The 12,829-nt window shown below is 73.6% G+C and carries 12 protein-coding genes; all 12 read left to right on the top strand.

Going from position 1 to position 12,829, the window contains the following annotated elements:
- The first annotated feature begins 325 nt into the window (after positions 1-325).
- The 12 genes from HOP40_RS31265 to HOP40_RS31320 all read left to right on the top strand — a co-directional run bounded on the left by HOP40_RS31265 (position 326) and on the right by HOP40_RS31320 (position 12,803).
- Positions 326-1,270 (top strand): ABC transporter permease, encoded by a 945-nt coding sequence (locus tag HOP40_RS31265; RefSeq protein ID WP_172166111.1) that lies wholly within the window; start codon positions 326-328, stop codon positions 1,268-1,270.
- Positions 1,267-2,178, top strand: a complete 912-nt coding sequence (locus HOP40_RS31270; protein ID WP_172166114.1) for an ABC transporter permease — start codon at positions 1,267-1,269, stop codon at positions 2,176-2,178. Before HOP40_RS31265 ends, HOP40_RS31270 begins: the two co-directional genes overlap by 4 nt.
- A gap of 17 nt (positions 2,179-2,195) precedes the next feature.
- On the top strand, positions 2,196-3,206 hold the full coding sequence (locus HOP40_RS31275) for an ABC transporter ATP-binding protein (protein WP_172166117.1): 1,011 nt from the start codon (positions 2,196-2,198) through the stop codon (positions 3,204-3,206).
- Complete coding sequence (locus HOP40_RS31280; protein ID WP_172166138.1) at positions 3,203-4,255, top strand: ABC transporter ATP-binding protein; 1,053 nt, start codon at positions 3,203-3,205, stop codon at positions 4,253-4,255. Before HOP40_RS31275 ends, HOP40_RS31280 begins: the two co-directional genes overlap by 4 nt.
- On the top strand, positions 4,252-5,295 hold the full coding sequence (locus HOP40_RS31285) for a zinc-dependent alcohol dehydrogenase (RefSeq protein WP_172166141.1): 1,044 nt from the start codon (positions 4,252-4,254) through the stop codon (positions 5,293-5,295). The genes HOP40_RS31280 and HOP40_RS31285 overlap by 4 nt, the downstream gene beginning before the upstream one ends.
- A complete protein-coding gene (locus tag HOP40_RS31290; RefSeq protein WP_240157377.1) occupies positions 5,292-6,248 on the top strand; it encodes an NADP-dependent oxidoreductase in 957 nt (318 codons plus the stop codon). The genes HOP40_RS31285 and HOP40_RS31290 overlap by 4 nt, the downstream gene beginning before the upstream one ends.
- A 51-nt stretch (positions 6,249-6,299) precedes the next feature.
- On the top strand, positions 6,300-7,097 hold the full coding sequence (locus tag HOP40_RS31295; protein ID WP_172166144.1) for an SDR family NAD(P)-dependent oxidoreductase: 798 nt from the start codon (positions 6,300-6,302) through the stop codon (positions 7,095-7,097).
- A 4-nt stretch (positions 7,098-7,101) separates the two neighbouring features.
- Positions 7,102-8,646 (top strand): ABC transporter substrate-binding protein, encoded by a 1,545-nt coding sequence (locus HOP40_RS31300; protein ID WP_172166147.1) that lies wholly within the window; start codon positions 7,102-7,104, stop codon positions 8,644-8,646.
- A gap of 31 nt (positions 8,647-8,677) precedes the next feature.
- Positions 8,678-10,234: an ABC transporter substrate-binding protein gene (locus HOP40_RS31305; protein WP_172166150.1), complete on the top strand. Its 1,557-nt coding sequence runs from the start codon at positions 8,678-8,680 to the stop codon at positions 10,232-10,234.
- A gap of 191 nt (positions 10,235-10,425) precedes the next feature.
- Entirely contained in the window at positions 10,426-11,217 is a 792-nt protein-coding gene (locus HOP40_RS31310) for an SDR family NAD(P)-dependent oxidoreductase (RefSeq protein ID WP_172166153.1), read from the top strand.
- Positions 11,218-11,243: 26 nt separating this feature from the next.
- Positions 11,244-12,017 carry an alpha/beta fold hydrolase gene (locus HOP40_RS31315; protein WP_172166155.1) on the top strand — a complete coding sequence of 258 codons (774 nt, stop codon included), beginning with the start codon at positions 11,244-11,246 and terminating at the stop codon, positions 12,015-12,017.
- A gap of 21 nt (positions 12,018-12,038) precedes the next feature.
- On the top strand, positions 12,039-12,803 hold the full coding sequence (locus HOP40_RS31320; RefSeq protein ID WP_172166157.1) for an SDR family NAD(P)-dependent oxidoreductase: 765 nt from the start codon (positions 12,039-12,041) through the stop codon (positions 12,801-12,803).
- The last annotated feature ends 26 nt before the right edge of the window (positions 12,804-12,829 follow it).

Here is a 12,829-nt window from a genome sequence, read left to right on the forward strand (position 1 = left end):
GTGGACTCCCGGTGTCGGGCGTCGTCCACACCGTCGACGCAGCAATCGTCAGCCGGTCCGTCGAGCCCCGACAACGGAACGGCGCACAGTTCACGGGCCGCCCGTGTGGACGTCTCCACACACCGGGCCGCCCCTACCGGAAAATCGCACCCGGGCCATTGCGACGCCGACCACTCTCGGCTTAGCGTCCGGGTCCGGCGCCACCGCGCCCCCCGCCGCAGAAGCCGGCGAATCGCATTCCCCGACCGAATCCCAGACTGCCACGCGCGGTCTGCGGTCGCCTGTCGAAAACGCCCGTCGACGCCGACGAGGAGGTTGACCCACGGTGCTGAAGTTCTTCGCTCTCCGCGTGCTGACCACGGTCCCGGTGCTGGTCCTGGTCACGTTCGTGGTGTTCGGGCTCGTGCTGCTCATCCCGGGCGACCCCGCGGTGACCATCGCGGGCCCGGACGCCACCGTCGAGCAGGTGGCCGCGGTGCGCGAGCGCCTCGGCCTGGACCGGCCGACCATCGTGCAGTACTGGGACTGGGTCACCGGCGCCCTGTCCGGTGACCTGGGCACGTCGCTGTTCACCAGCCGCCCGGTGGCCACCTCCATCGCCGACGGGCTGCCCGTCACCGTCGCGCTGGCGTCGACGGCGCTGCTGATCTCGCTGGCGATCGCGGTGCCCGTCGCCATCCTCTCGGCCCTGCGGCGCGGGACGTGGATCGACCGGGTGGCGACCGCCGGCTCGTCGCTGGGGATCGCGCTCCCGTCGTTCTGGCTCGGCCTGGTGTTCGTGCTCGTGTTCAGCCTGGCGCTGGGCTGGCTGCCCGCCACCGGGTACGTGCCGATCTCGGAGGACCCGGGGCTGTGGCTGACCCACATCCTGCTGCCGGCGCTGACGCTGGGCATCGCCGGCGCCGCCGAGAGCACCCGCCAGCTGCGCGGCTCGATCATCGGGGTGCTGCAGCAGGACTACGTGCGCACGGCCCGCGCCAAGGGCCTGCGCAGCCGGATGGTCATCGGCAAGCACGTGCTGAAGAACGCGAGCGTGCCGCTGGTGACCGTGCTCGGCCTGCAGATCACCGCCCTGCTCGGCGGCGCCGTGCTCGTCGAGCAGGTGTTCGGCGTGCCGGGCCTCGGCCAGGTGGCGATCAACGCCGTGACCACCCGGGACGTCCCGGTGATCCAGGGGATCGTGCTCGTCGCCGTGCTGGTGGCGGTGGTCTCCAACCTGCTCGTCGACCTCGCGTACGGCTACCTGAACCCGAAGGTGCGGCCCCGATGACCGATCCCCGGACCCCTCCCACGACCTCCGGCCCGACCGCGGAGATGGTCGCCCACGGCGGCGGCGTCTGGGCGGACTTCCGCCGCCGCGTCGGCCGCAACCACGCGGCGATGACCGCCCTGGGCGTGCTGGCGCTCCTCGCGCTCGTCGCCGTGTTCGGCCCCCTGATCACGCCCGCCGACCCGAACGCGCAGAACCTGCGCGGCGTGCTGCTGGACCCGTTCTCGCCGGGGCACCTGCTGGGCACCGACCAGCTCGGCCGCGACATCCTCTCGCGGCTGATCGTCGGCACCCGCGTCTCGCTGCTGGCGATCTGCCTGGCGCTGGCCGTGGCCATGGCCATCGGCGTGCCCCTGGGCTTCGTCACCGGCTACGTCGGCGGCCGGTTCGACGGCCTGGTCATGCGCCTCAACGACGCCGCGATGAGCTTCCCGCCGCTGCTGCTCGCGATCGCCCTGGTCGCGGTGCTCGGGCCGAGCCTGCGCAACGCGATGCTCGCCGTCGGCCTGCTGATGGCCCCGCGGTTCCTGCGGCTGGTGCGGGGGGTCGTGATCGGCCTGAAGGAGGAGACCTACGTCGAGGCCTCCCGCAGCATCGGCACGCCGACCTGGATGATCATCGTCCGGCACATCCTGCCCAACACGCTGTCCCCGCTGACCGTCGCGGTCGCCGTCACCGCCGGCTACGCGATGCTCTCGGAGGCCGGCCTGAGTTTCCTCGGGCTCGGCGTCCAGCCGCCCGACGCGAGCTGGGGCTCCATGATCCGCGAGGGCTTCCTCTACTACGGCCGCTCGCCGTGGCTCGGGATCTTCCCCGGGGTGCTCATCGCACTGACCGTGTTCACCTTCGTGACCCTCGGCGACGGCCTGCGCGACGCGCTGGGCCGCGAGGAACGGACCGAGTCGTGACGGCCCAGGAGGCTCCCATGACGACGACGCTCATCCCCCCGGTCACCCTGGAGGTCGAGGACCTCGTCGTCGAGGTGCTCACCGAGCACGGCTGGGCCACCGTCGTCGACGGCGTGAGCTTCGCCGTCGCCCGCGGCGAGACGCTCGGCATCGTCGGCGAGTCGGGCTCGGGCAAGAGCGTGACCTGCCTGTCGATCGCCGGCCTGATGCCGCCCCGGCAGACCCGCGTCCGCGCCACCACGCTCCGGGTGCTCGACCACGACCTCACCGGGCTCACCCCGAAGCAGATGTCCGACGTCCGCGGGCCGAACATCGCGATGATCTTCCAGGAGCCGATGACGAGCCTGAACCCCGCGTTCACCGTCGGCGACCAGATCGCCGAGGTGCTGCGCCGGCACGAGGGCCTGTCGCGGAGGGCGTCGTGGGCCCGGGCCGTCGCGCTGCTCGAGCGGGTGGGCGTGCCCGACCCCGGGCGGCGGGCCCGCCAGTACCCCTTCGAGTTCTCCGGCGGGATGCGGCAGCGCGTGATGATCGCGATCGCGCTCGCCTGCAACCCCGACGTGATCATCGCCGACGAGCCGACGACCGCGCTCGACGTCACCGTCCAGGCGCAGATCCTCGAGCTGCTGCGGGAGATCCAGCGCGAGCACGGCATGTCGGTCATCGTCATCACCCACGACCTGGGCGTCGTCGCCGACGTCTGCGACCGCGTGCTCGTCATGTACGCCGGGCAGATCGTGGAGGGCGCCCCGGTCGACGACCTGTTCGAGGACCCCCGCCAGCCCTACATGGAGGGGCTGCTGGCCGCGATGCCGCGGATGGACCAGCCCGCCGCGGCGCTGGAGAGCATCCCCGGCTCGCCGCCGCGCGTCGGCGGGATGCCCGAGGGCTGCCGGTTCCACCCCCGCTGCCGGTACGCGCAGCCGGAGTGCCGCACCGGGGCCCCGCCGGTCCTCGAGCGCACCGACCCCGACCGCTCCGTGCGGTGCCTGCGGCACCGCGAGCTCACCCTGCGAGGTACCGCGTGACCGCGTCGCCGACCGTTCCGCTGCTCGACGTCGAGGACCTCGTCGTCGGCTTCCCCTCCCGCCGGAGGCTGTTCCGGCCCGCGCCCCCGCCCGTGCGGGCCGTCGACGGCGTGAGCTTCCAGCTGCACGCGGGCGAGACCGTCGGGCTCGTCGGCGAGAGCGGGTGCGGCAAGTCGACGACCGCGCGCGGCGTGATGCGCCTGGTCGAACCCACCTCCGGATCCGTGCGCCTGGACGGGCGCGAGCTGCTCGGACTGCCGCCGCGGCAGCTGCGCGCCGCCCGGCGCGACATCCAGATGGTCTTCCAGGACCCGTACTCGTCGCTGGACCCGTCGATGCTCGTCCGGGAGTCGGTGGGCGAGCCGCTCGACGTGCACCTCGACCTGTCGCGCCGGGAGAAGGCCGAGCGGGTGGCCGAGCTGCTGCGCCGGGTCGGGCTGCCGCCCGAGTACATGATGCGGTACCCGCACGAGTTCTCCGGCGGGCAGCGCCAGCGCCTGACGATCGCGCGGGCCATCGCCGCCGACCCGCGGATCCTGGTGCTCGACGAGGCCGTCAGCGCCCTGGACGTCTCCACGCAGAACCAGGTGATCGGGCTGCTGGAGGAGCTGTCGGCGGCCATCGGGCTCACCTACCTGTTCATCGCCCACGACCTGTCGGTCGTCCGCCACATCTCCGACCGGGTCGCGGTGATGTACCTGGGGCAGATCGTCGAGCACGGCGACGCCGCCCGCGTCTTCGACTCCCCGGCGCACCCCTACACCGAGGCGCTGCTGTCGGCCGTGCCGGTGCCCTCGCCGCGGGCGCAGCGCGACCGGGAGCGGATCGTGCTGGCGGGCGACCCGCCCGACCCGTCGCGCGTGCCGCCGGGCTGCCGGTTCCACACCCGCTGCCCCTACGTCATGGACGTCTGCCGCACCGAGGTGCCGGTGCCGGTGCGGGCGCTGGGCTCCGGCTCGGTGTCGTGCCACCTGCACACGTCCGGCCCCGGGCTGGCGGGCGCGTCGGTCCGGACACTGGGCCGCGGCCGCACGGGGGTGCCGGCATGAGGGCCACGCGCTGGCAGGGCATCGGCGCGGTCGCCCTCGTCGACGAGCCCGATCCCGAACCCGGGCCCGACGCCGTGGTGCTCGACGTCGAGGCGTGCGGCATCTGCGGCTCCGACGTCCACGCGTTCGCCGAGGGCGCCTGGATCAGCGAGGGCGCCGTCATGGGCCACGAGTTCGCCGGCACGGTGAGCCGCGTCGGCGACGCCGTGGCGTCCTGGACGGTCGGGGACCGCGTGGCCGTGATCCCGATGGGCCCGTGCGGGACCTGCGCGCAGTGCCGCGGCGGGCGCACCAACCTGTGCGCGGCCCCGGGCAGCAGCGCCCGCGGCGGGCTGGCCGACCAGGTGCTCGTCCCGCGCGCCGACGACGCCAAGCTGCACCGGCTGCCCGACGCGCTGAGCTTCGAGGAGGGCGCGTTCCTCGAGCCGCTCTCGGTGGCGGTGCGGGTCGTGCGGCACGCCGCCGTCGACCCGGCGCTGCCCGTCGTCGTCTCCGGGCTCGGGTCGATCGGGCAGTGCGTGCTGCGCGTGCTGGGCGCCCTGGGCTGCACCGAGGTGCTGGGGATCGACGTGTCGGCGCCGCGGCTGGCCGCCGCGGCGCTCACCGGGGCCCCGGTCCTCGACGCCCGCACCGAGGACGTCCGGGCGCACGTGCTCGACCGGTGGGGCACGTCGACGTCGCCGTACCAGGCGGGCAGCGGGAACGTCGCCGCGTTCGTCGAGTGCTCGGGCGCCCTGCCGATGCTGGAGCTCGCCACCGCCGTGACCCGGGCCGCCGGCACCGTCGCGCTCGCCGGGCTCACCAGCTCCACACCCGCCGTGGACCTCAACACGGTCGTGCAGAAGGAGCTGCGCCTGCTGGGCAGCTTCGCCTACACCGCCGACGACGCCGCGGAGGCGCTGCGGCTGCTGGCGACGGGCGCCGTGCAGGTCGCGCCGCTGGTGTCGCACCGCGTGCCCCTCTCCCGCGTGGAGGAGGCGTTCGCGACGCAGCACGCGGTGGACGGCTCGGTCAAGGTCGTCGTGGTGCGTGACCGGTGAACGCCCCCACCATGCGCGCCATAGGGGTGCGCGAGCCCGGCGGCCCCTCCGCGCTGCAGCTCGTCGAGCTGCCCGTGCCCGAGCCCGGTCCCGGGGAGATCCGGGTCCGCGTGCGCGCGGCCGCGGTAAACCCGACCGACACCGTCTACCGGCAGCTCGGCCCCGCGCCCGAGGAGGGCCTGGACCCGCCGTGGATCCCGGGGATGGAGCTCGCCGGCACCGTCGACGCCGTCGGGCACGGCACCCCGTGGAGCGTCGGCGACCGCGTCATGGCGATCGTCATGCCGCGGCGGCCGCAGGGCGGGGCCTACGCCGAGCAGGTCGTGGTCCCCGCCGACGCGGCGGCCGCGGTCCCCGAGGGCATCGGCGACGCCGAGGCGTCGACGCTGCCGATGAACGGCCTCACCGTCGTCTCCGCGCTCGCGCACCTGGCGCTGCCGCCCGGTGCCGTGCTCGGGGTGACCGGGGCGGCGGGCGCGGTCGGCGGCTACGCGATCGAGCTGGGCCGGGCGGCCGGGCTCACCGTCGTCGCCGACGCGAGCGCCGCCGACGAGGAGCTGGTCACCTCGCTGGGCGCCGACGTCGTCGTGCGCTCCTCGCGCGACCCGCGCGAGGAGGTCGCGGCGTTCCGGGCCGCGGTGCCCGGCGGCGTCGACGGCCTGATCGACGCCGCCGTGCTCGACGCGGGGGCGCTCGGCATCGTGCGCGACGGCGGCGCCCTGGCCACCGTCCGCTTCTGGGACGGGCCGACCGAGCGCGGCATCCGCGTGCACCCGGTCCGGGTGCGCGACCACCTGCACGACGGCGCGGGCATCGCCCGGCTCGCCGACCTCGTCGTCCGGGGGCGACTGACGCTGCGCCTGGCCGGCACGGTCCCCGCCGCCGAGGCGGCGTCGGCCCACGAGCGCCTGGAGGCCGGCGGCGTCCGCGGCCGGCTCGTCCTCACGTTCTGACACCCCCCGACAGCACCCGAAGCAGGCCATCCACCGAAGGGAAGGACCCCCATGAGCGCAGCGCTCGAGGGCAAGGTCGCCGTGATCACCGGCGGCGCCAGCGGCATCGGCCAGGCCACCGCCGCCCGGTTCGCCGAGGAGGGCGCCGACGTCGTCGTCGGCGACCTCGCCCCCGCCGACGACACGGTCCGCCTGGTCGAGAAGGCGGGCCGGCGCGCCCTCTACGTCCGCACCGACACCACGAGCGAGGAGCAGTGCGACGCGCTCGTCGCCGCGGCCGTCGCCGAGTTCGGGAAGGTCGACGTCGGCGTCGCGTCGGCGGGGATCGCGACCGCCGCGGGCCCCAGCAACGTGCAGACCCGCGCCGCGGGCGAGCGCTCCACGCACCTGGTGAACCTCGACACCGAGGCGTTCACCCGCGTGCTCGACATCAACGTCACCGGCGTGATGCTCACCTGCCGGGCGCTGGCCCGGCAGATGCTCGAGCAGGGCACCGGCGGCTCGATCGTCACGATCGCCTCCAGCGCGGCGAAGATCCCGCTGGCCGGGGCGGCGCCCTACTGCGTGTCCAAGGCCGGCGTGCACATGCTCACCAAGGTCCTCGCGCTGGAGCTGGCGGCCACCGGCATCCGCGTCAACGCCGTCGGCCCGGGCTACACCGCCACGCCGATGATCGCGGGCATCGAGGACAACACCACCGCCTACGACCTCGCCATGAGCATCACGCCGATGAACCGGCTGGGCCGCCCCGAGGAGATCGCGGCGACCTGCCTGTTCCTCGCCTCCGACGAGTCCTCGTTCACCACCGGGCAGCTGCTGCTCCCGGCCGGTGGACAGTTCACGGGCTGAGCCGGTGTCCGCGCCCCGCCGCCTGCTCACCGGCCTCGTCGCCGTCCTCGCGCTCGCGCTCACCGCCTGCGGCGGCGCGGGCGCCGGGCGCGCCGCCGGTGGCGAACCCGACCCCGAGGCCGTCCTGCGCTACGCGTTCGTGCAGTCGACCTCCACCTTCGACCCGCACCGCTCCGGCAACGCCTGGGACATGGTCAACCTCCGGCTGGTCTACGACCAGCTCCTGCGGGAGGACCCCGACGGGAACATCGTCCCGATGCTCGCCACGGGCTACGAGTTCCTCGAGGAGGGCCGCGTCCTGGCCCTGACCCTGCGCGACGACGTCGTCTTCCACGACGGCACGCCGTTCGACTCCGCGGCGGTCAAGGCCAACCTCGACCGTGCCCGCACCCTGGAGGGCGGCACGCTCGCCGGCGCGCTCCGGGCGATCGAGAGCGTCGAGGCGCCGGACCCGACCAGCGTGCGCATCACGCTGAACGCGCCCGGCGGCAACCTGCCCGCCCTGTTCACCGAGCGGCACGGCTCCATGATCAGCCCGGCGGCGTTCGCCAACCCCGACCTCGACCAGAACCCCGTCGGCTCCGGCATGTTCACCCTCGTCGAGCACATCCCGGGCCAGATCTCGCGCTACACCCGCGCCGAGGGCTACTGGGACCCCGACGCGGTGCGCGTCGCCGGCGTCGACGTCCTCGTGCAGACCTCGTCGCCGACACGGCTCAACATGCTGCTCAGCGGGCAGGTCGACATGACCTACCTGGATCCGTCCACACAGGACCAGGCGGTGGCGGCCGGGCTCAACGTGGAGCCCTCGCAGAGCACGACGATCTTCCGGATGACGATGAACACGGGGTCCCCGCCGTTCGACGACATCCGCGTGCGGCAGGCGATGGAGCACGCCGTCGACCGGCAGGCCATCGTCGACGGGGTCTTCTTCGGCATCGGCGAACCGGTCGCGCAGCTGATCCCGCCCGGCCACTGGGCCTACGACCCGGCGGTGGCGGCGGACTCCCCCGAGCACGGCTACGACCCCGCCCGGGCCCGCGCCCTGCTCGCCGAGGCCGGGTACCCGAACGGGCTCGACTTCGACATGCTCATCCCCGCCCTCGACGACCACCGCACGGTGGCCGAGGCGGTTCTCCCGATGCTGGCCGAGGTCGGCATCCGGGCCCGCACCCAGGTGGTCGAGCCCGCCACCACGCCGGCCACGTTCTTCGGCCGCCAGGAGGGCGACGCCTACATCGGGGCCCAGGCCCCGTTCACCGACCCGTCCAACCAGTACGAGTCGAACCTGACGGGGCAGTTCACCAACCCGTGGAACACCACGTCGCCGGAGTTCACGCAGGCCTGGGACGACTCCCTGCGCGGCGACACCCGCGAGGCCCGGCTGCCCGCCGTGCACCGCATGATCGAGGCGGAGAAGGGGCTGCTGCGGCAGTTCGGCATCTTCGCCGCCCAGCCGCCCAGCGTGTGGACCGACGCCGTCCTGTTCCCGGACGGCTACCGCCCCGCCTACGCGGCGACGTTCCGGGGCGTGGCGATCAGCCGCTGACCCCGTCCCCCTCCCCTGTCAGGAGATCGAAGTGAGCTCAGCAACGACGCTGCGATGGCGCCCCCGATGGTCGATCGTCCTGCTCGCCGTGCTCGCGCTGGTCCTGTCCGCCTGCGGCGGGACGGCGCGCTCGGCGGGCACGGGCGAGATCGACCCCGAGGGCACGTTCCGCTACGTGTTCGTGCAGAACCCGTCCACGTTCGACCCGCACAAGTCCGCCAACCCGTGGGACATGATCTTCTTCCGCCTCGTCTACGACCAGCTGATCATGGAGGACGAGACGGGCGAGCTCGTCCCGCAGCTCGCCACCGCGTGGGAGTTCGTCGACGACGACACGGCGATCGTGCTCACCCTGCGCGACGACGTCACGTTCACCGACGGCACCCCGTTCAACGCGGAGGCGGTGAAGGCCAACATCGAACGGGCCATGACGATGGAGGGCAGCACGCAGAAGGGCGCCCTCGCCCGGGTGGCGGGCGTCGAGGTGGTCGACGAGTTCACCGCGCGCGTCAACCTGAGCGGGCCGGGCGGCAACCTGCCCGCGCTGTTCAGCGGCACGCTCGGCTCGATGATCAGCCCGGCCGCGTTCGCCAACCCGGACCTCGACCAGAACCCGGTCGGCTCCGGGATGGCGACGCTGGCCGAGTACATCCCCGGGCAGATCACGCGCTACGACCGCAACCCGGGCTACTGGGACCCGGAGGCCGCGAAGGCCGCGCACTACGAGATCTACGTGCAGACCTCCGCGCCGACGCGGATGAACATGCTGCAGACCGGGCAGGCGGAGCTGACCTACCTCGACCCGTCGCAGGCCGACCAGGCCGCCGCGGCCGGGCTCAACACCGCGCCGTCCAAGAGCCTGTCGATCATGTCGATGTACATGAACACCGGCCGTCCGCCGTTCGACGACATCCGGGTGCGGCAGGCGATGCAGCACGCCGTGGACCGGCAGGCGATCGTCGACGGCGTCTTCTTCGGCATCGGGCAGCCCGTGGCCCAGTACATGCCGCCGGACTACTGGGCGTTCGACCCGGCCGTCACGCCCGAGGGCGAGAACGGCTACGACCCCGCGCTGGCCCGGCGGCTGCTGGCCGAGGCGGGGCACCCGGACGGCGTCGAGTTCGAGATGATCGTGCCCGGGCTCGACGACCACCGCGCCGTGGCCGAGGCGCTCGTGCCGATGCTCGCCGAGGCGGGCCTGCGCGCGAAGACCCGCGTCGTGGAGTCGCCGACCACCGCCGTCACCTTCTACGGGCGGCAGGAGGGCGACGCGTTCCCCGGCATGGGGGCGCCGTTCCAGGACCCCACCACGGTGTACCAGGCCAGCCTGCCCGGCCAGTACGCCAACCCGTGGAACACCTCGACGCCGCAGTTCCAGGAGGCGTGGCTGGAGGCGCTCGCCGGCTCGACGCGGGAGGAGCGCCTGCCCGCGATGCACCGGATGGTCGAGGAGGAGAAGCGCATCCTCAAGTCGTTCCCGCTGCACGCGCACGTCCCGCCCAGCGCGTGGACCGACCGGGCGGTGTTCCCGGAGGGCTACCAGCCCGCGTACGCGCCGACGTTCCGCGGCGTGGGCGTCACCGGCTAGGAGTGGAGCGCTGCACACGATGCGGCGCGCAGGGGTGGGCGTCCGTCCGTTGTCGCGGCGGGCGCCGCTCCCCACACTCGATGGAGAGGGCGAGCCCTCCGACCGGGCGTGACGCACCGCCGGTCCGCCGGGACCACGCACCCGGCAGCACCTGATCCCAGCACCCGATCCCCACCTGCGAGAGGACAGCCATGCGCCTGGACGGCAAGGTCGCCGTGATCACCGGAGGCGGCTCGGGCATCGGCGCCGCCACGGCCCGCGCGTTCGTCCGGGAGGGCGCCCGCGTGGTGCTCGCCGACATCGACGAGGCGGCGGGCGCGGCCGTCGCCGGCGAGCTGCGGGAGGACGGCGGCGTCGTCGACTTCCTGCACGCCGACGCCGCCGACCCGGCGGAGATCGAGCGGGTGATCGGCTTCGCGGTCGACACCCACGGCACGCTCGACGTGCTGCACAACAACCACGTCGCCTACGAGGCCGGCCGGGTCGGCGACCTCACGCTGAACGGCTTCCGGCGCTCGCTCGACGTCGGGCTCGTCTCCTACTGGTACGCGATCAAGCTCGCGCTGGTGCCGATGCTGGCGGCCGGACGCGGCTCGATCGTCAACACCGCCTCGGTGTCGGGGCTGGCGGGCGACTACGGGCTGGGCGCCTACAACGTGCTCAAGGCCGGGGTCGTCAACCTGTCCCGCGTCACCGGCATCGAGTACGCCCGCAAGGGGATCCGCTGCAACGCGGTGTGCCCCGGACCCATCGGGACACCGCCCATCGACCGGCTGCACGACGCCTCGCCCGCGGTCTGGGAGGACATCCGCGACGCGATCCCGATGGGCCGCTACGGCCGCGCGGAGGAGATCGCGAACGTCGTGCTGTTCCTCGCCTCCGACGAGGCGGCCTTCGTCACCGGCACCCACGTCGTCGCCGACGGCGGGCTGTGGGCCCACTCCGGGATGCCGCCCATCGGCGGCCTCGGCCCGGACTTCTGACCGACCACCAGAGAGAGGACGACCCCATGACCACCTTGGAGATCCCGCACGTCGGCCGGTTCGACGTGCAGGTGTGGGAGCAGGGCAGCGGGGACCCGCTGCTGTACCTGCACGGCTACGAGCGCCACCCCGGCGGGGCCGGGTTCCTGCAGCGCCTCGCCGCCGACCGCCGCGTGCTCGCCCCGGAGCAGCCCGGGTACGGCAGCTCGACCGGGTTCGAGTCGTTCACCGACGTCCTCGACGTCGCCCTGTTCTACCGCGAGCTCGTCGAGTCGTGGGGCATCGACCGCATCGACGTCGTCGGCCACTCCCTGGGCGGGATGTTCGCCGCCGAGCTGGCCGCGATCGCCCCGCAGCTGGTGAACCGGCTGGTGCTGGTCAACGCCTACGGGCTGTGGCTCGACGACGAGCCCACCCTCGACCCGTTCGGCGCGGCCGACCAGGTGAAGGCGGCCAAGTGGCACGGCACCCCGCCGAAGGCGGAGCCGACCAACTTCGTGCCCGTCGAGGGCGACCCGCACGCCGCGATCCTGTTCGCCGCGCAGAACCTCGGCTCGGCCACCAAGTTCATGTGGCCGATCGCCGACCGCGGTCTGCGGCGGCGCCTGCCGCTGATCGACGCCCCGACGCTCGTCGTGCACGGGACGTCCGACGGCCTGCTGCCGCTGTCCTACGCCGAGGAGTTCGTGCGGCTCATCCCGCAGGCCTCGCTCGCCCCGATCGAGGCGGCGGGGCACTACCCCATGGTCGAGCAGGAGGACGCGTTCGTGTCCGCCGTGACCACCTTCCTGAGCAGCTGACGAGGAGACGAGGAGACCACGATGGGACGGGTAGCGGGCAAGATCGCGCTGGTCACCGGCGGTGCGGCCGGCATCGGCGCCGCCACGGCGGAGACCCTGGCGCGCGAGGGTGCGCAGGTCGTGATCGCCGACATCAACATCGACGGGGCGAAGCGGACCGCCGAGTCGATCGGGGACGCGGCCACGGCCGTGCACTTCGACGCCACCGACCAGGCCTCGATCGAGGCCCTGGTCGCGGGGGTGGTCGCGCAGCACGGGCGGATCGACGTCATCCACAACAACGCGGCCCTCGTCGGGCCGGACGCCTGGTTCACCGACGGGTCGGTCATCGACACGACGGTCGAGATGTGGGACCGCGCGTTCGCGACCAACGTCCGCAGCATCTTCCTGATCTGCAAGAACGCGCTGCCGCACATGGTCGAGGGCGGCGGCGGCTCGATCGTCAACATGGCCTCGGTCGGCGGCATGCGCGGCAGCTCGGCGCTGACCGCCTACGGCACGACCAAGGCCGCCGTCATCGGGTTCACCCGGTTCGTCGCCGCGCAGCACGGCAAGCAGGGCGTGCGCTGCAACGCGATCGCCCCCGGCGTGATCCGCACCCAGCAGCTGCTCGACGCCGTGCCCGACCTGCCGGCCGCGGCGCTGGCCGGCGTCGCCTCGCCGCGGGTCGGCGAGCCCACCGACATCGCCAACATGGTGCTGTTCCTCGCCTCGGACGAGTCGGCCTTCGTCAACGGCGAGGTCTACCGCGTCGACGGCGGCGCGATGACCGCCGGCTCCCGCTGACACCCCTGCCCGACCCCCGAGGAGAA

Source organism: Pseudonocardia broussonetiae (assembly GCF_013155125.1).
Lineage (GTDB): Bacteria > Actinomycetota > Actinomycetes > Mycobacteriales > Pseudonocardiaceae > Pseudonocardia > Pseudonocardia broussonetiae.